The 19,487-nt window shown below is 57.9% G+C and carries 17 protein-coding genes; 14 read left to right on the top strand and 3 right to left on the bottom strand.

The window, feature by feature from the left end; genetic code table 11:
- Positions 1 to 359 precede the first annotated feature (359 nt).
- The gene (locus QDY28_RS21010; RefSeq protein ID WP_004130059.1) at positions 360 to 1,358 is read left to right on the top strand and encodes an MBL fold metallo-hydrolase; all 999 of its coding nucleotides are present in this window, start codon (positions 360 to 362) and stop codon (positions 1,356 to 1,358) included.
- Positions 1,359 to 1,535: 177 nt separating this feature from the next.
- Here QDY28_RS21010 and QDY28_RS21005 read toward each other — a convergent pair whose 3' ends face one another.
- Positions 1,536 to 1,793, bottom strand: a complete 258-nt coding sequence (locus QDY28_RS21005; protein WP_041678048.1) for a hypothetical protein — start codon at positions 1,791 to 1,793, stop codon at positions 1,536 to 1,538.
- A gap of 253 nt (positions 1,794 to 2,046) precedes the next feature.
- On the opposite strand from QDY28_RS21005, the gene QDY28_RS21000 reads away from it, so the two are divergent.
- On the top strand, positions 2,047 to 2,376 hold the full coding sequence (locus QDY28_RS21000; protein WP_004130061.1) for a hypothetical protein: 330 nt from the start codon (positions 2,047 to 2,049) through the stop codon (positions 2,374 to 2,376).
- Between the two features lie 19 nt (positions 2,377 to 2,395).
- Here the strand turns inward: QDY28_RS21000 and QDY28_RS20995 are convergent, their stop codons facing one another.
- Positions 2,396 to 4,840, bottom strand: coding sequence for a beta-glucosidase (locus QDY28_RS20995; RefSeq protein WP_028753483.1), 2,445 nt, complete (start codon positions 4,838 to 4,840; stop codon positions 2,396 to 2,398).
- A gap of 541 nt (positions 4,841 to 5,381) precedes the next feature.
- Between QDY28_RS20995 and QDY28_RS20990 the strand changes: the two genes are divergently transcribed.
- The 6 genes from QDY28_RS20990 to QDY28_RS20965 all read left to right on the top strand — a co-directional run bounded on the left by QDY28_RS20990 (position 5,382) and on the right by QDY28_RS20965 (position 12,912).
- The gene (locus tag QDY28_RS20990; RefSeq protein WP_245276593.1) at positions 5,382 to 7,817 is read left to right on the top strand and encodes a methyl-accepting chemotaxis protein; all 2,436 of its coding nucleotides are present in this window, start codon (positions 5,382 to 5,384) and stop codon (positions 7,815 to 7,817) included.
- A gap of 84 nt (positions 7,818 to 7,901) precedes the next feature.
- Positions 7,902 to 8,795, top strand: a complete 894-nt coding sequence (locus tag QDY28_RS20985) for an MBL fold metallo-hydrolase (RefSeq protein ID WP_015341914.1) — start codon at positions 7,902 to 7,904, stop codon at positions 8,793 to 8,795.
- Positions 8,796 to 8,807: 12 nt separating this feature from the next.
- On the top strand, positions 8,808 to 9,932 hold the full coding sequence (locus QDY28_RS20980) for a zinc-dependent alcohol dehydrogenase family protein (protein WP_013984731.1): 1,125 nt from the start codon (positions 8,808 to 8,810) through the stop codon (positions 9,930 to 9,932).
- Positions 9,933 to 9,953: 21 nt separating this feature from the next.
- Positions 9,954 to 10,730 carry an N-acyl homoserine lactonase family protein gene (locus tag QDY28_RS20975; protein WP_028003113.1) on the top strand — a complete coding sequence of 259 codons (777 nt, stop codon included), beginning with the start codon at positions 9,954 to 9,956 and terminating at the stop codon, positions 10,728 to 10,730.
- A 151-nt stretch (positions 10,731 to 10,881) separates the two neighbouring features.
- Positions 10,882 to 11,571 carry a GntR family transcriptional regulator gene (locus QDY28_RS20970; protein WP_331383570.1) on the top strand — a complete coding sequence of 230 codons (690 nt, stop codon included), beginning with the start codon at positions 10,882 to 10,884 and terminating at the stop codon, positions 11,569 to 11,571.
- A gap of 108 nt (positions 11,572 to 11,679) precedes the next feature.
- The gene (locus QDY28_RS20965) at positions 11,680 to 12,912 is read left to right on the top strand and encodes an alpha/beta fold hydrolase (RefSeq protein WP_331383569.1); all 1,233 of its coding nucleotides are present in this window, start codon (positions 11,680 to 11,682) and stop codon (positions 12,910 to 12,912) included.
- A 375-nt stretch (positions 12,913 to 13,287) separates the two neighbouring features.
- On the opposite strand, the gene QDY28_RS20960 is transcribed toward QDY28_RS20965, so the two are convergent.
- Positions 13,288 to 14,055 carry an SDR family oxidoreductase gene (locus QDY28_RS20960; protein WP_331383568.1) on the bottom strand — a complete coding sequence of 256 codons (768 nt, stop codon included), beginning with the start codon at positions 14,053 to 14,055 and terminating at the stop codon, positions 13,288 to 13,290.
- Positions 14,056 to 14,183: 128 nt separating this feature from the next.
- Here QDY28_RS20960 and QDY28_RS20955 point away from each other — a divergent pair, with 128 nt between their 5' ends.
- From QDY28_RS20955 to QDY28_RS20930, 6 genes are all read left to right on the top strand, one after another.
- Complete coding sequence (locus tag QDY28_RS20955; protein WP_331383567.1) at positions 14,184 to 14,693, top strand: flavin reductase family protein; 510 nt, start codon at positions 14,184 to 14,186, stop codon at positions 14,691 to 14,693.
- A 73-nt stretch (positions 14,694 to 14,766) separates the two neighbouring features.
- Positions 14,767 to 15,186: a carboxymuconolactone decarboxylase family protein gene (locus QDY28_RS20950; protein WP_007636445.1), complete on the top strand. Its 420-nt coding sequence runs from the start codon at positions 14,767 to 14,769 to the stop codon at positions 15,184 to 15,186.
- Between the two features lie 57 nt (positions 15,187 to 15,243).
- The gene (locus tag QDY28_RS20945) at positions 15,244 to 16,368 is read left to right on the top strand and encodes an LLM class flavin-dependent oxidoreductase (RefSeq protein ID WP_007636446.1); all 1,125 of its coding nucleotides are present in this window, start codon (positions 15,244 to 15,246) and stop codon (positions 16,366 to 16,368) included.
- Positions 16,369 to 16,496: 128 nt separating this feature from the next.
- On the top strand, positions 16,497 to 17,666 hold the full coding sequence (locus QDY28_RS20940) for an ABC transporter substrate-binding protein (protein WP_064843764.1): 1,170 nt from the start codon (positions 16,497 to 16,499) through the stop codon (positions 17,664 to 17,666).
- Between the two features lie 67 nt (positions 17,667 to 17,733).
- Positions 17,734 to 18,948, top strand: a complete 1,215-nt coding sequence (locus tag QDY28_RS20935) for an LL-diaminopimelate aminotransferase (RefSeq protein ID WP_331383576.1) — start codon at positions 17,734 to 17,736, stop codon at positions 18,946 to 18,948.
- Positions 18,949 to 18,961: 13 nt separating this feature from the next.
- Positions 18,962 to 19,360: a GFA family protein gene (locus QDY28_RS20930; protein ID WP_331383566.1), complete on the top strand. Its 399-nt coding sequence runs from the start codon at positions 18,962 to 18,964 to the stop codon at positions 19,358 to 19,360.
- The last annotated feature ends 127 nt before the right edge of the window (positions 19,361 to 19,487 follow it).

The raw sequence follows: 19,487 nt of genomic DNA, 5'->3' as shown, positions 1-19,487 counted from the left end.
CGACCTGACGCAGAGCCACTCACATAACAATGAGGCAGCCAAGGCGATCCACGATAATCTTGCCGATATTCGGATGCGAGCCGCGTCCCGCAGTCAGGGAGCCAAGAGTTCTTTCGAACTCACCGAAAGCCAACGAGATCTGATGGCCGGACCAACGCGGTACCCCGAAACCGGTTGTTTCGATTGATGAATCGCAGGTCCGAGCGAGATCATTTGTTGAGCGATGCTCATTGAAATGGACTCGCAATTCAATTGTCCTAGACCTGCCACTTGATACCTTTCCGATGCAGACAAAGCCGAAATCCGTCGCAAGACAAGCGCGGTCTGCAGACGCATTTTTACAAATGGGGAGGAGTGAAATGGGAAATGAACGTTTCGAGATCGACCGCCGCAACTTACTATTGGCAGGGGGAGCTGCTTTGAGTGGAGCCGTTTTGGGTGCGAACAGTGTAGCGGCTCACGCTGGGGCGAGCCCCGTTTCCGGGGCACAAGCTCCGGACTTTTATCGATTTGCCATTGGGGACGCCCAGGTAACCATCGTATCAGACGGCCCACTTCCGCTCGGCGACCCGACACAAAGTTTTCTCGGCGTCCCGGCCGACGAGATAAGATCCATGCTAAACCACAGCTTCCTGCCCACGGATGAGGTCGTTCTCGCTCAGAACGCACCTGTCGTAAACATCGGTGGCAAGCTGATTTTGTTCGACACGGGGATGGGATCGCTTAAGCAATTTGGCCCGACGACTGGCCGTCTCAAGTCTTGCTTGGCCGCCGCGAATATTGCGCTGGAAGATATTGACGCTGTCGTCTGTTCGCATGCTCATTGGGACCACGTCGGCGGAATCTGGGGCGACGACGGGAAACCAACGTTTCCAAATGCCCAGGTGTACATCAGCCAAACCGACTACGATTTCTGGACCGACGAGAAAAAACTTGGAGGCGATCTCAACGGTCTAGTTAAAGCCGCGATCCACAACCTCAAACCCGTGCGGGACCGCATGGTTTTTTTCCAGGACGAACAAGAGTTTCTTCCTGGTATTCATGCCATTAGCGCTCCTGGACACACACTCGGCCATAGCTGCTTTATGATTGAGTCAGCAGGAAAGACAATGTGCTATGGCGGCGACCTCACTCATCATCCTGTGCTTCTGTTCGAAAAGCCTTTGATGGAATTTGCGTTCGATACCGATCCCAAACTGTCAGCTCAATCGCGTGTGCGCATTCTGAAAATGCTGGCCTCCAATAGAATACCCTTCATGTCCTACCACTTCCCATGGCCGGGCTACGGGCACGTTGGCATAGCGGGAGAGGGCTTCGCGTATTTTCCTGAGCCACTACATCTTAGCCTGTTGGACTGAGTGGTAGAGAAGGGCGCGAGGGCAATGCCTTCGCGTCAATCCTATCCGGAGGGCAGTCGAACGAAATCATCACATGGCGGAAGTTACGCAACAAGCAATGTGCGCCTTCATCGCGTTGCTAGACATCAAGTCACGCGGGAACGCCAACTGAAATCAAGAGCGATCGGCGGACCGCACCTAAAGGCCATTCCTGATCGGAAACATATCCTCGCCGTAGTGGTGAAGCCTTGTGTGATGCCGTCGGCATAACCAGCGCACCTTTAAAGGGTCGTCGTATTGATCATGATGGGCGTCGACCGTTTCAATCCCGCAGACCTCACATGTTTGCTTTTCCAGCTCGCCTGCCTTTACGGCTCGCTGTACAGCAAGATGAGCATCATATTTCGCTGGATTAGCACGGCGCCAATTTGCTTGGCGGGTGTCGGTTTTCAGCATCGCCGCATCCTGTGCCTGTAATTTTGCGCTCTCGACCGATAGATACCTGGAGAGGGCTGCAGGCTCAAGTTTCCGCACAGAGCGACGGCGTCTGTCCGTGGCTCCGCGTCCGAAAACAAGATTTCGCATTGCCAGGAATGATCAGGGTTGGGCCATCGAGATCCAAGTTTGCTGCCCGCAATCTTCGCACGGTGGATACGATATCGCTCGTGTCGATCGGTGCTCCCGATCGTAGCGCGCTGGATGACTAAGCTTGAAATTTCTGCTCGATACATATGTCCTGAAGGAGATCGGTCGAGCCGAACTGCACGAGAATGTGGCAGCCCTCGATACGATTGACGATTCCGATCTCGCGACAAGCGTGAGCTCAGTTCGAGAGACTGCGAAAGGCATCAAAAAAATTGTAGGACCGACGCTGTCGCGAACGTGTCCGCCAACGCTTCCGACGCCATCTTCGCCGCCTATGAAGGTCGGTATCCTTCCTGTCGATGACAATATCGCCCGTCTTGAGCCATTCTTTCACTCATTCACCGAGCTTCACCGCACTGCGCTCATTTTAGGACTCAACCACCACCAAACGTAGTCTTTGATTCTCTGCACGATTAGAGCGCTAAGACAGCGCCCTTTTGCGTGACAGTTCCACTCAAACGGATGTCGGTGGCCGAGAACCCAGCCATAACTGCAAATTCCCCCGTCTCTATCCGCCAGCACCGCTCGGTCGTGTCGAAGAAGGCAAATGTTCGGGCGTCAAGAATGAAACTGAGCCTTCGTTTCTCACCGGGTTCCAGGGCGATTTTCGAGAAGGCTTTCAGTTCTTTGACCGGTCTGGGTACAGATGCTTCAACATCGCCGACATAGATTTGCACCACTGCCGAACCTGGCCGCTCGCTGACGTTGGTCAATCCCAGTGTCGCTGTCACCGCGCCGGCAGCATCCGGCAGCCCTACCGTCAGCTCTGACATCGCAAAGCTTGAATAACCAAGACCATGACCGAAGGGGAACAGTGGCTTAATGTCCTGGCGATCGTAGTGCCGATATCCAACGAACACACCTTCGTCATATCGCACATGGCCATTCTTGCCTGGATAGACCGCGTCATCCTCGGTATGTGTGGGATTGTCAGCCCAGCGCACGGGGAAGGTCTGTGCCAGTCGGCCCGAAGGCTCGGCCTTGCCGAGGAGGACATCGGCGATCGCGTTGCCAGCTTCCTGGCCGGGATACCAGCATTGCAGTACTGCACGAGCACTGGAAAGCCAGGGCATTTCCACCGGTCCACCAGTTTGCAGGACGACAATCGTGTTCGGATTGGCCGCAATTACCGCCTCAACAAGCTGGTCCTGCAGACCGGGAAGCGCAATGCCGCGGAGATCGGAGCCCTCGGTATCCCAGTCGCCCGTTCTGCCCACGAAGACTACCGCATGATCAGCCTTCGCGGCGACGGCTGCTGCCTCGGCAATCTCCGCTTCGGCCGAAAACCTGCCTATTCCTACCCGAATTGCGGCGATATAGAGGTTGACGTGATCGTGCCGGGCGTACTCGGCGACGACCTCGTATTTACGGCCGGCTTCGAGCGTGATTTCACCCACGACCTCCTCGCAGCCTTCTTCAAAGAATGTGGTACCACGTGTCCAGGAAGCCCAGGCGTCCACCACAAGCCTGCCGTCCACATAGACACGGCCAAGCCCCGCCGAGGTCAGGCCGACGCGATAGCCGCCGGCTTCTGAGGCTGTGAAGACGGTGCGCATTCGGGCGGAAAAGCGATGCGGATCGACGGTGCCCCCGGCCACGGGGGGCAACCATACACCGAGGCTCGACGGTTCCTCGATAACATTCACGGGCTCGCCAGCAAGCTCCCTCCCTTGGAAAAATTCGAAGGTTGTCGGGTTTTCGATCAGCGGCTGAAACCGATAGTTGCTGCAACCTTGAGCGTAGAACACGTTCTCCTCACCCAGGGCGTCCGCCAGCCCCTGCCACGGACTGACGACATAGTGGGGGTTCAACTGCGCCGAGCCGCCTCCCATAATCTGCGCGATCTTGGCATTGGGTCCAATGATGGCGACCGTACCTTGCTGAGCCAATGGCAGGATGCCGTCATTCTGTAGCAGAACTGCGCTTTCCGCTCCCGCGCGCCTGATGAGTGCCCTATGTTCCGGCCGATTAGTGGCGTACTCCTTAAACTCGCGATGATCGTTGATTGCGCCGGTGCGTTCCATCAGGGTCAGGATATTGTGCACACAGGCGCGGACGGTCTCGACACTTACCTCGCCCGCGTCGATCGCCGCCAGAAGCTTGGAGCCGCGGTCGCGGGTCGGGCCCGGCATCTCCAAATCCAGCCCAGCATTCACGGTGGGTGCGGTCGAACGCGAGCCGAACCAGTCCGACATCACCACGCCGTTAAAACCCCAGCCACCGCGCAGTACCTCGTTCAACAGCCAATGGCTTTCCGCCGTGTAAGTACCGTTTAGTTTGTTATATGAAGACATCACGGCCCAGACCTTTGCCCGCTTCACCGCCGCCTCAAAGGGTATTAGGTAGACTTCGCGCAGAGTGCGTTCATCGATATCTGAAGAGATGGTTGTACGTTCGATCTCGGACTCGTTGCCAGCGAAATGTTTTATCGTGGCACCCACTTTCTTGGACTGCAGACCTTCGATATAGCCGACGGCAAGTTCCGCCGTCAGTATCGGATCCTCAGAGAAACACTCAAAGTTTCGGCCGTTTGTGACGCTGCGCTGGATGTTAACGGTCGGCGCCAGCGAGACATGGGCCCCTTTGGAAAGAACCTCGTCACCTAGCGCACTGCCGATTTCCCTGGCTAGGTCCGGGTTCCAACTCGCTCCGATGGCAATGCCTACCGGGAAAGCCGCTGCAGTCACACCCCCGACAAAAGACCCCGCCCCGCGGGCGCCGTTGGGGCCGTCCGTCAAGCGCAATCTCCCTACCCCTAGGCGGTCGATGGGCGGTAAAGACCAGAACGTATCGCCGGAAAGTAGCGAGACCTGCTCGGCCAAGGTCATATTATCGAGCAATGCTCTCGTATCAGTCATCTTCTCTGCTTCCTCAATCTCAACACTTACCGTTCCCAGATCGGGCATCTCGATATGCATATTGGGAAAGCTGGTGAGGTCGGCGTCATCCGTGGAGCCGTCCATCCATGAGAAGGACCCGTTTGTTCCCCAAGGCGCCGTCACCACGACGACGACATGTTCGCAGTCTTCACATGGCCGAGATGCCGTCACCGCTTTCCACTGAAAACAAGGACATCGCGGTTTGATCGATGTAAGCGGTGAAAGTTGTGCCGGCTGCGGCAGCGCCGGTTCTGGAGTTATTCCTGCGCAAGTTCGCGAGACAATTTGATAAACCTAAACATGCTTTATCAGACAATCTGTTGACAGACAATCCTCAGTCGCGCAGCCTCGTGTCGTCATTGATGATTCGATGCTTCCATCGGAGGCGGATCCCGATTGATGAAGCTTCTTCACCGCCTATGGACAAGGATGGACCACAATGGACAGGCTGTTGTCCCGTTTCCGGCTACAGACAAAAGTAATCATTTTCGTACTGCCTTTCATAATCAGTATTTGCGCGGTGGGGTTTTTGGGGCACTACGCCGCGGGTCTCCTACAAAGCCGCCTGGAAACCTCAAGCCAGGTGATGCAGGTGCTCTCGGGTTTCCGTGACGTCTCCGCCTCGATGAGAGAGTTTCTCGACGAGGCGTCGGAAGAAAGGCGCGATCGCGTGAAGGCTGACCTGCTCGCGCAGCAATCGCATCTGCAGGCTTTGGTGACGAATGCCGGAGCTACGGCGGAAAGCGAAGGCCTCCAGTCGGCAAACGCGATTATGCTGGACGTGGTGAACAATTTTGGTTCTCTCTGGAGCATCCATGAAAGCGAAGAGAAACTGATAAGCTCGATCGCCAATCATTCTGAATCGCTGGTTTGGTCGCAGAATGAAATGCTCAGGCTAGCAGACGAGTTAAGGAAGTCCGGCGAGCAGTCCGAGGGCGCCGCCAAATCGATGTTGCGCGATGCCGACAGGGTGACAGGCTATGCAACCTTCTTCCTTGATCTTGCCGCGGGCTACCAATCCGCCGGAACGACCGAGCTGAAACTCAAATATTTGGGCGGCAAAGTGGGCGAGTTGCGTCGGAGCGCCCGAAATCTGCGGGCTTCCTTGCCATCGGACGCCACAAAACTGTCGAGCTCGGTCGATGGCGCGGTGAAAAGCGTAACACAACTTCTGTCGCAGGGCGCTTCATCGGACAACACCGTAGGCCTCGACACCGCAATGTCCGCGTTCAAGGAAATCTCCGTCGCGATTAACGCGGTAGCGAACCAGCAAACAAAGAAAGCAATCGTCGAGTTCGCAGGTCTCGACCAACATTTGGCGAAGATCAGCAGCGCCTTGGACGGCAGCCGAAGACTTTCAGACTCCAGCTATCTCATCAGGATAAACCTTGCGCGCTTCATAGCCGACCCTACCGAACAAAACCGTGCGCAGCTCGTCCAGAACTTTGACAGAACGAAGAAGGAGATATTGGACATCTGGAGTGCCGCTTCCGACCTCGACCTTTTCAAGGCAGTCCAGAATACGGTGCCGCCGGCGGTAGAGGGTATGACGCAGGACAGTGCGAAGCTCGTCGAGATCTCGGAAGTGAGGCGTGCGCAATATAGGCAAACGACAGACCAGTTGAACACCATATGGGGCCACCTCACGACGTTTGCCGACGCCCAGCGCGCAAGAGCCATTGAAGAGACGGCTTACGCGAATGGCATTGGCCTCATCACGACATTTGCCGGCGTCCTCGTCGCACTTCTCGCTGGCTTCGGGATGATTGCGACTTTCAAAAAACCTGTTGTCCAGTTGACCGACGACATGCGGCGTTTGGCGGAAGGGGACCTTGACATTGAGATCGGCGGTTCTGAGCGCGCTGATGAGCTCGGAGAAATGGCCCGGGCGCTCTGTGTCTTCAGGGAGAATGCCGCGAGGAAGATCGAGATCGAGAACGACGCGGATCGTCAACGATCGGCTTCCGAAGCTGAACGTCGGCACAACGAGGCGGAGAAAGCCGAGATCGACAAACAGATCGGCGACGCCGTCGACAGTCTTGCCGCTGGGCTGGAGAGGTTATCCAACGGTGATGTTTCGAGCACGATCGATCAACCGTTCTCCGGGCGGCTGGAACAATTGCGACGGGACTTCAACAATTCGTTGCTGCGTTTGCAGGCGACGATGTCGGAACTTCGCGGCAACATCGTGCTCATTCGGCAAAATGCAGACAACCTCAGCAGTGGCGCCGATGATCTCTCCCGCCGCAGCGAGCGTCAAGCCGCGTCGTTGGAGGAGACCGCGGCCGCTGTTCATCAACTCACCGCGACGGTGCGTTCCTCGACAGAGCAGGCACAAGCCGCAGCCCAGCTGGTAAAAGAAACCAAGCAGGCCGCGGATGCGTCTGCTTCAGTGGTCACGAACGCGGTTGACGCTATGGGACGAATAGAAGCGGCTTCCGGGCGCATTTCGCAAATCATCGGCGTCATCGACGAGATTGCCTTCCAGACCAATCTCCTGGCACTCAATGCCGGTGTCGAGGCCGCGAGAGCTGGAGAAGCGGGGCAGGGCTTCGCTGTCGTGGCCCAGGAAGTCAGGGAACTTGCCCAGCGGTCGGCTCTAGCCGCCCAGGAAATCAAGGAACTCATAGCAAGATCAAGCGAGGAAGTCGCCTCGGGATCGCGATTGGTGAACGAGGCGGGCAAGGTGCTGATTGCGATATCGTCGAATGTTGCCGGAATTTCCGAAAGGGTTGAGCTTATCGCTGCGGCGAGCAGGGACCAGGCGGCTTCGCTTATCGAAGTGAACCAGGCCGTTGGCGAGATCGATGACAGCACCCAGCGAAACGCTGCCATCGCCGAGCAAGCCCACGCCGCCACCCAGGAACTCACAAAAGAGACCCAGCGGCTGATGCAGCAGATCGAACAGTTCAACATCGGCAGGCCAAGGGGTCACGTGCTTTCGATCGTTTCCTGACTTCGTAGACAATCACCACTATTGTGTTGACAGATTTTCATACAATCTGTCAAATGGTGCAGCCAATCTGGGAGGATAAGCGGCGTGCTCAATGACCAAGCGCATCAGACTAAGTTGCCCTATTTCTATCCGTTCAAGTTCGGAAGCGGCGAAATAACGGTACTTTCGGACGGACCGTTGGAATTGGGCGACCCACGGGAGAATTTCCTCGGGGTCGACGCAGCCACGGTGACGGAAATGCTCGACAGGAACTTCCTGTCCAGTTCGTCGGTGACCCTCGAGCAGAACATCCCGCTGGTCAAAATCAACGGAAAGACCATCCTGTTCGACACCGGGATGGGGACGTCGAAGATTTTCGGGCCGACGACCGGTCGCCTGCTGAAGAGCATGCAGGAGGCAGGGATCGACACTTTGGAAGTCGATGCCGTGGTGTTGTCCCACGCACACATCGACCACACCGGCGGACTTTGCGATCAGGACGGCAAGCTTAATTTTCCCAACGCGGAGATCTTCATAAGCGAAAGCGACTTCGATGACTGGACCGACGGAGGCAAGCTTGATGACGGTTTCAAGGCCCAGGTGGAAAATGCCCGGAGGAACCTTCTTCCACACCGTGATCGGATAACGCATTTCGTGGACGGTCAGGAGTTTCTGCCGGGCGTGCAGGCAGTGCACGCTCCAGGCCACACCTTGGGCCACTTCTGCTTCCTCATGCAGTCGGGCAACGATCGGCTCTGCTTCCTCGGCGATCTGACCCATCATCATATCCTGCTGATGGAACGCCCGTGGATGGAGTTCAAGTACGACACCGATCCCAAGCTCTCGGCGCGGTCGCGCACACGGGTGCTGGATATGCTCGCGACAGACCGCATACCAGTGATGTCCTATCACTTTGCGTGGCCCGGGCTCGGCAATGTCGCCCGGGAGGGGGAAGGCTTCCGCTACGTACCCGCCGCCATGCAGATGCTCTCGAGATAGGAATACGCGACAATGCAGATGAAATCAGTCATTCTCCGAGAGTCAGGGCTTCCCAAGCCGTATGCAAGTTCGCGGCCTCTCAGTGTCGAGACCGTCGACCTGGCGCCTCCGGGCAATCTTGAGGTCCTGGTCAAAATCAAGGCCGCTGGTGTGTGCCACTCCGACCTGTCGGCGATAAATGGCGACCGCCCCCGTCCATTGCCTGTCGCGTTGGGGCATGAAGCGTCCGGCATTGTCGAAGAAATCGGACCCGGTGTGGATACAGTGAAGGTTGGCGATCACGTCGTGATGTCGTTCCTGCCCATCTGCGGACACTGCGATTACTGCGCGGGAGGACGCGCAAGCCTCTGTGAGCCGGGCTATCGCGCAAACGCCGCCGGGACATTGTTGAACGGTAGCAAGCATATCCGTCTTCGGGGCTACGATATCAACCATCACAGCGGCGTATCGGCGTTTTCGGAATACGCGGTCGTGTCGGCGCACTCGGTCGTCAAGATCACCAAAGACGTGGACGTCACCATGGCGGCCTTGTTCGGATGCGCCGTGATGACAGGCGTCGGTGCCGTCGTAAATACATGTGGCGTGAAGCCGGGGCAGTCGGTCGCCGTCATCGGCCTGGGAGGCGTGGGGTTGTCGGCCGTCCTCGGAGCGGTGGCCAGCGGGGCAAGCGAGATCGTCGCCATCGATTTGATGCCGGAGAAGCTTGAGTTGGCTAAGGCGCTGGGCGCGACGCGTACCTTCCTGGCAACCACGCCGGATGTCATCGGCGAGGTCAAGGAAGCGACCCGCGGGGGAGTGGACTACGCCATCGAGATGGCAGGGTCGAGCAAAGCGTTCGAAACCGCGTATGGCATTACGCGGCGCGGCGGCACGACGGCCACAGCGGGTCTGGCGAACGTGAACACCAAATTCGAGATCTCGCCGCTTCCTCTTGTCGGGGAAGAACGCGTCATCAAAGGCAGCTACATGGGGTCCTGCGTACCTTCGCGCGATGTTCCCCGCTATATCGACCTGTTCCTCAAGGGTAGGTTGCCCGTGGAGAGACTGTTGTCCAGCACTGGCCCGCTTGAGGAAATCAACGAGGCCTTCGACCGGTTAGACCGTGGCGAGGTGATCCGGCATCTGCTGGTTCCTTAAGCCTGCGGAAGGAGCGAGAATTTGACCGACTGGAAAGTCCTGGCGATACATTACGGCACTGCGGTTCGGCCCGTTGGCGAACTCGGCCTGGAAGCAGGAGATCCCCACGACGCCCCGGGCAGGATCGAGTATTTCGTTTGGTTGATCCGCCATGGTGAACGTCTGATCCTGGTTGACACCGGGTTTAGCCCGCAGGAGGCTGAAAGGCGCGGGAGGACCATGTTGATCCATCCGGTCGAGGCGCTTCGCCAGCTCGGGATTTCCGCATCGTCCATTACCGACGTCGTCATCACGCATCTTCACTATGATCACGCGGGAAACCTTGCGGACTTCCCCGAAGCCCTGTTCCACTTGCAGGATCGGGAGATGGCCTACGGTACAGGACGATGCATGTGCCATGATCGTCTTCGGCGTCCCTTTGCGGTGGACGCCGTAGTCGATGCAGTCCGCCTGACGTTTTCCGGCAGGGTGTGCTTCCACGACGGGAACGGCGAGATTATGGAGGGGCTCACTATCCATCTCGTCGGCGGTCATTCTAGGGGCCTTCAGGTCGTGAGGCTGGACGATGGCAATGACGTCGTCGTTATCGCATCGGACGCACTCCATTTTCAACGCTATCTAGAGCATGACGACGTCTTTCCGCTTTTCGCCGATTACGCCGACGTACTGGAGGGATACCGAACTCTCCGTGAGCTTTCAGGACCGTCCGGAGTACTCGTTCCAGGCCACGATCCCGCAGTCCTGACGAGTTTCCCATCGCTGTCACCGGATCTCGCATTTGCAAAGGTTCTACGGTAATGGGGACGCATGGAATGTCCGGTAAGAGGCCAGGCGTGGGTGTTCTTCGTTTTCGTCAGACAATCGGGTTGTCTCATCGGGATAACCCACCATATAGTACCATGACTTGCGCGGCCGGTTCCGGCCTTGGTAAAACGGACTTTTGGATCCTATGGGTGATATGGATTTACAGATTGCACGGCAGAGTGCCACTTTGCGCACTCAGGTAGAGGATAAACTGCGGCAGGCGATATCCAGCGGCCGTTTCAAGCCGGGTCAGCGCCTCGTTGAGCGAGAACTCTGCGAGTCGATCGGTGTCGGACGAACATCAATCCGCGAGGCGCTTCGACAACTCGAGGCCGAGGGCCTCATTACCAGCTATCCGCACCGCGGCCCCGTCGTCAGCACTATCACTTACGAAGAAGCCGCTCAGCTTTACAGCGTCAGGGCTTTGCTCGAGAGCTATGCTGGAAAGGAATTCGCTGAAAACGGAACCGCCCAGGATATCCACACACTCAATGAGGCGGTTGCTGAGTTTGCGGAAGCCGCGGCAAACGGCGCCGGTAGCAGGCTCATCAAGGCGAAAACCGCGTTTTACGACTGCCTGATGCAAGGGAGCGGAAACGTCTTCGTCAAGCAAATGCTGACATCGCTCCACAATCGGGTGACGCTGCTGCGCATGACGTCGATGACGCAGCCGGGGCGCTTGAACCACAGTGTGGAAGAGATCAAGGAGATCGCTGCGGCCATTACTGACCGAAACGGAGCGAAAGCCGCCGCAGCCTGCAAGTACCACATCGATATGGCGGCTAAGGTCGCACTGGACTACCTTCGTAAAACCTCCGAAAACGACGGCGACTGAAGAAGCGGCATCAGCCGGTATTGACAGATTGTCTGATAATCTGCTTATTCGAAGTCATGGCGCTGCCGACGGGTGCGGCCGGGCGCTCGTTCGAACAGGGAGGTTGCTTTGGGCACTTTTAATGAATTGCGGTCCCGCATAGCGGAGGCTCTTGGGGATCGGGAATTGCCCCGGCTCACTCCGGACCTGACAATGGACATCGCCTTCTACGTCGGCGATCAGGTGATCGCCCTCAATTTCGCTGAAGGCGGCGCGGCGATCTCGGGGGAAAGCGATAATCCCCAGGTGACAGTGAGGGCCACTGCGGACGCCTGGGAGCAGGTTCTAATGACGCCGCCGCCCGCCACCTTTCACTCCTTCACAGCGTTGCAGCTTGCAAATCCTCTCTTCGAGATCGCCGGCTCACCGCTCGCCCTTGCGAAAGCACGCCCGGCTCTGGAGCGGGTGTTCGAGCTCGTCGTTGCGTCCCCCGAGATGAAAGCCGAGCATGCTCAACGCGACCTGCGTCAAATTCGGGGGCAGTATGCCGTCGTCGATATCGATGACGTCCCCCATGAAATATATTACGAAGAATCAGGCGAGGGGGTGCCGGTCCTGTTTCTTCACACCGCCGGAGCGGATAGCCGCCAATTCATTCCTCAACTGGCGGACACCGAGCTTGCGAAAAGCTACAGGCTGATCGCGGTTGACCTACCATTCCACGGTCGGTCCATGCCGCCGCTGACATGGGATGGAGCACCCTACAAGCTCACGGCATCGCTATACCTGAAATGGTGCACGGCCGTACTCGAACAGGTCGTTCGCGAAAAGGCGATTGTCGCGGGTGGGTCCATGGGCGCGGCTATGTCGCTGGTTCTCGCCGCGGAACGGCCGGAGCATGTCCTCGGGATCGTGGCGATCGAGCCACCTTTCCGCTCCAAGGGACGCCGGAACCCGTACCAGCATAACGTAAACGTACACGGCTCACTTCATAACTCGGCGTATGTCAGAGGGATCATGAGCCCACTTAGCCCCTCAGGCGAGCGCAGGAGGTCAAGCTGGATCTATTCGCAGGGAGCACCCGGAGTTTACCCAGGCGATCTTTCCTTCTACAGCGACGAGTTCGACGGAGCAGTGACAGCTCCCCGTATTGACCCATCACGCACCCCGGTGGCGCTGCTCTCGGGCGACTATGACTACTCAGCCACTCCGGACGACGGTGCCAAGCTCGCCGAACTTATTCCGGGATGCCTCCACCTCGTCATGGATGGGCTGGGTCATTTCCCCATGTGCGAACACCCGAATTTCTTCCGGAGCTATCTTGTAAAAGGGCTCAAGTTTGTCCGGCAAACCGCGCGCTAAGCGGTCGGACTGACTCTGGTCGCCCGGTGCAGCACGCCGGGCGATCGAATGCGAAAGTGGGCGGGCGCATACCGAGGCTTTGCAATTGGCTTCCCGGCGATGACACCGCCGGCATCGCAGGCGGCATCCTCACGCGCTCCCGAGAAATTCCGGTATGAAATTGGAAAATTCACGCGATATCTGGGTGAAGGATCAGGCGCGGCGATGTGTCTATAAGGTGCCGTTGCGACGTCTCATCGCAGGATTATGATCACGCAGCCTTGCGCGTGATCTCTATCTTTTTCCCACCGCGAGTCTCTGTGTTTCCGACACGTAATGCCACAGCAAAATTGCCCCCGTGGTCAAGAAGGAGGCACCCGTCAGCACCTACGTGCTTTAGCGCACCAAGTGGTTTCCGATCGACGATCCTCCGTCGACGGTGAGAATGCTTCCGGTCGCAAACCGCGAGCGGTCCGAAGCGAGAAAAAGCATCGCCTCGGCGATCTCTTCCGGGTCGCCCATCCGGTGCAGGGCTGCACGGGCGTTGAAGTCTTCCCGCAGGGCTTGCGGGTCTGCCGCTTCGGCGAAAATCTTGGTGAAATAGGGCGAGTCGATCGTTCCGGGGGCGACAGCGTTGACGCGGATCCCGTCTTTTGCGTGGTCCAGTGCCATGGCTCTCGTAAGTGCCGAGATCGCGCCTTTCGACGCCACGTAGGCCGTGCGGTTAGCGATGGCTGACACGGCCGTGTATGAGGTCGTGTTAATAATCGATCCGCTTCCCTGTTCCGCCATAATGGGAACCACGTATTTCGAGCATAGGAATATCCCCTTCACGTTCACCGCCATGATCCGGTCCCAGTCGGATTCGGCGATGGTCGTGACGTTTCCGGTCATTCCGAACCCCGCGTTGTTGACGAGAACGTCGATACGCCCCCATTTTTCCTTAACTGACCTAACCATCGCCTCGACTTCGGCGGACAAAGACACATCGGCCTTTAACGCGATCGCATCTGTCCCGATTTCTCGGGCAACGTCTCGTGCGGCATCGATGTTGACGTCGACGACGCCAACCCTAGCGCCGTGGCGCGCAAATAGTTCAGCAGTGGCGCGCCCGATCCCGCTGCCAGCCCCGGTCACCACACAGACTTTCGATTCTAAATCCATAATCGTCTCCTCTTTCGCTGCCCAAAGAAAACATTTTCGCAGACAATCTGTCAATAACGATAAAACGTGTTGACAGATTGTCTGCTAATCTGCTTATCTTGACTCACGAATGACTTGGGGAGGTAGCCATGGCTAGTGCTGAAATAGCAGCGCAAGCGGCGTTCAAGACCGCTTTACGCCGGTTCACATCGACAATTTGCCTGATCACGACGGAATGGGAAGGTGCCCGTTACGGCATGGCTGCAACCGCCGTCCAGTCGGTGACGGCTGACCCGCCAACCCTCCTGGTTTGCATCAACCAATCTGCTTCGATCAGCGGCCCGCTCAAGCTGGCGGAAAAATTCGCGGTCAACATGCTGCATCTTAGCCATGCCTCTTTGGTTCCGCTGTTCAGTGGAAAACTGAAGGGAGAGGAGAGGTTCGCGCACGGTGAGTGGATCACGGCCGGCGGAGTTCCCATCCTTGGCGACGCCCAGGCCGCATTCGTCTGCAGCCTCAACTCCGCAGTCTCCGTCGGCACCCATGACGTCGTTCTCGGGGAGGTCGTCGAGGCCCGGTTTATCGAGAATATTGCCCCGCTCCTCTACGAGGACGGGAAATTGGTTAGATCGGCAGCGCTGATCGATGCTGCCGCCTGAAACGTTTGGCCGAGCTTTTTCGGCCTATGACATCCACCAAATGCCTTTCGGCCGAAAATGAGGAGTTTGATCCGTGACTATTGCCACCGATGTGAAATCGCAAGTGAATGGGCGTCCCGTCAGCGAACGGTTCGAAAAGGGTCTGCAGACCCGTCGGGAGGTTCTCGGCGGTGCGTATGTCGACGCTTCGGTAAACAAGGCGACCGAGTTCAACTGGCCGATGCAGGAGCTTGTCACCGAGTATTGCTGGAACGAGATCTGGAACAGGCCCGGCCTCGACCGCCGTTCACGCAGCCTTCTCAATCTGGGCATGATTTCCGCCCTTAACCGCCCCCACGAGTTGAAGCTGCACGTTCGCGGCGCGATCAATAACGGCCTCAGCAAGGATGAGCTTCGTGAAGTTTTTCTTCAGGTCGCGATCTATTGCGGCGTGCCCGCGGCGATCGACAGCTTCCGCGTCGCGCAGGAAGTCTTCGAGGACATGGGCATCTGAACGGTACCCCCGGCTTTCGGGCCGGGAACAGACCAACTCTGTGGAGGAGACTTCAATATGACGACCAGCGATGATTTCCGCGCCGCCGGAAACCCTATGTTTAACGGCAACAAGCTAAAACTTGGCGTATTTGGAACAAATTGTTCGAGCGCTTGCGCCATCACCACCGCGGAATCGACTTTCGAACCGACTTTCGAACACAATGTCGAAATTGCCAAAAAGCTCGAAGCGGCCGGGTGGGAATGCATGGTGCCGATCGCCCGGTGGCGCGGTTTCGGCGGGCCGACGAACTTCAACGGCGTGAACATGGACACGTTCACGTGGGCCGCGGCCCTGGCTGCCGTGACCACGAAGCTGCAGTTTTTCTCGACGACGCATATCCCGACCCTGAACCCCATCGTCGCGACGAAGATGGCGACGACGATCGACAATATTTCGAAAGGCCGATACGGCCTGAACCTGGTGACGGGTTGGTTTACCCCGGAAATGGAGATGTTCGGCGTTCCAATGATGGAACACGACACCCGCTACGAATATGCCACGGAATGGATGGAAATCGTTGACACCTTGTGGAAGAAGAACGGTGTCACCTATGACGGCCAGTTCCTCAAGGTGAAAGACGCGTTCAGCGAGCCGAAGCCCTATAACAAGGAGACGGGCCGCCCGGTCCTCATCTGCGCCGGTTCCTCGGGCAAGGGCCTGCACTTCACCGCGAAGTTCTGCGACTTCAACTTCGGCTTCATGCAGGACATGGAATCGGGCGCAGCCTGGGTGAAGAAGGTGAAGGAGCTGGCTCGCGAGGAATACAAGCGCGAACTCGGAACCTTCACCGCGTGCCCGGTCGTCGTTCGCGAGACCGAAAAGGAAGCCCAGGACTACTATGACTACTACGTGAACCAGAAGGGCGACTGGGAAGCCTGCGAAAACATCTGCGAGGTTCTTCAGGTTCAGTCACAGAACCACTCGGAGGAGATGTACCAAAAGTTCAAGGAGCGCTTTATCGCTGGCTGGGGCGGCTACCCGATCGTCGGAACGCCGGAACAGGTCGCCGACAAGCTCGTCGCATTGAGCAATACGGGCGTTGACGGCGCGCTTCTCACTATGGTCGACTACAACGAAGAATTGCCGTTCTTCAACGACCGCGTCATGCCCCTGCTGAAACAGGCTGGCCTCAGGAACTGACCGTTCCGCGGGCGGCGTAAGCCGCCCGCCAACAATCCGAAATCGAAACACGTTTCACCAATTCCGTGGCTCGACGCGAACGGCGTCGACTGCTGTAGCGGATGTACGAAGGGGAGGAGACCCTACACATGTTGAAGAAGGTTTACACCGCATTGAGCGTGATCATCGGGCTAGGCCTGATGACCACCGCCGCATTCGCGGACGGCTTAGACTCGCTACCACCGGACCAGAAGCAGCTTTACCAGCTCGTGGACCCGGCAATTCCCCTCGGCGGTACGCCGCTCAAGGATTTTGTAGCGAAGCGGCCGCCGCCGTGGAAAATCGGCTACGCGTCCACTTATGCCGGCAACACGTGGCGTGCCCAGATCCTCACTGAAATGAACGAGGTTCTGCTTCCGAAATACAAGGAGGCTGGACTGGTATCTGACCTTGTCGTCACGCAGTCCGACCTGAAGGACGCGACGCAAATCCAGCAGATGCGCCAGATGGTCGACGACGGCGTCGATGCCATCATCATCTGCTGCTCGAACGTCACGGCCATCAACCAGACCATCGAATACGCGCATTCCAAGGGCGTTCCGGTTTTCTCCTTCTCGGGTTACGTGACATCGCCCTACGCGATCAATGCGACCGAAAACAACACCCAGGGCGGTTACACCGCCGCGAAATGGCTGGCGGAGGAGATCGGCGGTAAGGGCAACGTCCTGACGGTTTCAGGCATCCCGGGCTTCGCATCGTCCGACAGCTTCAATGTCGGTGCCAAGAAGGCGTTCGACGAGTATAAGGACATCACCGTCGTGGGCGATGTCGCTGGCAAGTGGACCGATCAGGTCGCCCAGGTCGAAGTCCAGAAATTCCTCGCGACCAACCCTACCGAAATCGCAGGTATCCTGGTCCAGTCGGCGTCGGAAAACGGTGTCGTCAACGCGGTCCAGCAGTCCGGGCGCGACATGATGCCAATCGTCCTCGGCGGCGAGGCGTCGGCGGCGTGCTACTGGCGTAACAATCCCGACTTCATCAGCCAGAGCTTCCATTTCTGGCCGCCGCGGGCCGATGCTCGCCTGGTGTGGGACGTGATGATGAGGACGCTCCAAGGCCAGGGGCCGAAGATCCAGTCGATCCTGCGACCGGCTCTTCCCTACACGATCGACGATGTGAAGGAAGCAATTCCGGAAGATTGCGATCCGAACTCCACGGCGTGGATCGAGCCCAAGGGCGATGCATGGTGGCCCGCGGACGTAGCAGCACAGTACTTCGAGCGCCCGGAAGATCCGCTGGCCTGGCGGCCGAAGAAGTAATCGACGACCTCCCAAGTTGTCCCGCGACCTCCGCGCCGGCTTCATCCGTCGGCGCGGAGGACCCACGATAAGGAACCAGAAGTTGGAATTCCACAAGATACAGCGTTTGCCCCCTTACGTCTTCGAGCAGGTGAACCGTCTCAAGTCCAGCGCGCGCGCGGCCGGAGTCGACATCATCGATCTTGGAATGGGCAATCCCGATCTTCCCACGCCAAGCTGGGTTGTGGACAAGCTATGCGAAGCGGTGCAGCATCCGCGCACGCACCGCTATTCGGCTTCCAAGGGCATTATCGGGCTTCGCCGCGCCAAGGCTGCGTATTACGCCCGCCGGTTTAATGTGAAGCTTGATCCGGATACCCAGGTTGTTGCGACGCTCGGGTCCAAGGAGGGGTTTGCGAACATGGCGCAGGCGATAACCGCCCCCGGGGATGTCATTCTCTGTCCGAACCCTTCCTATCCGATCCATACGTTCGGATTTCTCATGGCAGGGGGCGTGATAAGGTCGGTACCGGTCGAGCCGGATGAGACCTTCTTCCAAGCTCTCGAAATGGCGGTGCGGCATTCGGTACCGAAGCCTCTGGCGCTCATCATAAGCTACCCGTCTAACCCCACCGCTCGCGTCGCGACGCTCGACTTCTATAACGACGTCATCGCCTTCGCCAAGAAGCACGATCTCATCGTTCTGTCGGATATCGCCTACGCTGAAATCTATTTCGACGGTCCGCCGCCGCCGTCTGTTCTCGAAGTCCCCGGCGCGATCGACGTGGCCGTCGAGTTCTCCTCGATGTCGAAGACATTCTCTATGCCCGGTTGGCGCGTTGGGTTTGCGGTGGGCAACGAACGGCTCATCCGAGCGTTGACGCGCGTGAAATCGTACCTGGACTACGGAGCATTTACGCCGATACAGGTCGCCGCCGCTCATGCCCTAAACTCGGACGGGGAGGACGCCGCGCGGGCCCGAGACATCTATAAGACGCGCAGAGATACACTGGTCAAGACCTTTGCCGATGCCGGTTTCGACGTTCCAGCTCCTGCGGCGACGATGTTCGCATGGGCCAAGATACCTCCGGATTTCCGACACCTTAGCTCGCTGGAGTTTTCGAAACTCGTGCTCGAGAAGGCACAGGTCGCGATTTCGCCTGGTATCGGTTTCGGCGAGATGGGTGACGAATACGTACGGCTGGCTTTCGTGGAGAATGAAGACAGAATCCGGCAGGCTGCACGGAACCTGAAGCGGTGGCTTTCTGCGAGCGCGCGACCGCCACAACTCAATAAACGATGAAAGGATTTTGAAGATGCCGATCCTCGGATCTTGCCAATGTCAAGCGGTCCAGTACGAAGTGTCGGAACTGGATGGCCCGATGTGGAACTGCTTCTGCCAGACGTGCAGAAAGTCCCATGCGGCCGATCATAACACTGCCGCCAAGGTGAAGAGTGAGAACTTCAAGCTGACTTCCGGCGAGGACGTCCTTCACAGCTTTGAGTCGACCCCTGGAAAACTGAGGTGGTTCTGCTCACGGTGTGGTTCGCACGTTTATGCCGAACGGCCTGCCAACCCGGAAATGAAGGTGCTGCGGGCAGGCACTTTTGACACTGATCCTGGTTCGGTTCCTATGTCCAACGTCTGGCTGTCCCACGCCAGGCCGTGGCTTGCTCACGACCCCGCGAAGGAAAACTTCGAAGAGTTCCCGTGATCCTTCCACGGTTGCGCGCCAGGGGCTGATCGACCATGAGTTCGATGTGCCCGCCCCCCAGCGTGGAAGGGCTGGATGATCGAATGGCACGTGCCGCGTTCGACGCGCGGAGGTTGGGATGTTCCGT

The organism is Rhizobium sp. BR 362 (assembly GCF_036528765.1).
Classification (GTDB): domain Bacteria; phylum Pseudomonadota; class Alphaproteobacteria; order Rhizobiales; family Rhizobiaceae; genus Rhizobium.
The sequence above is the reverse complement of the archived record's forward strand: the minus strand, read 5'-3'. Positions and strand labels throughout refer to the sequence as shown.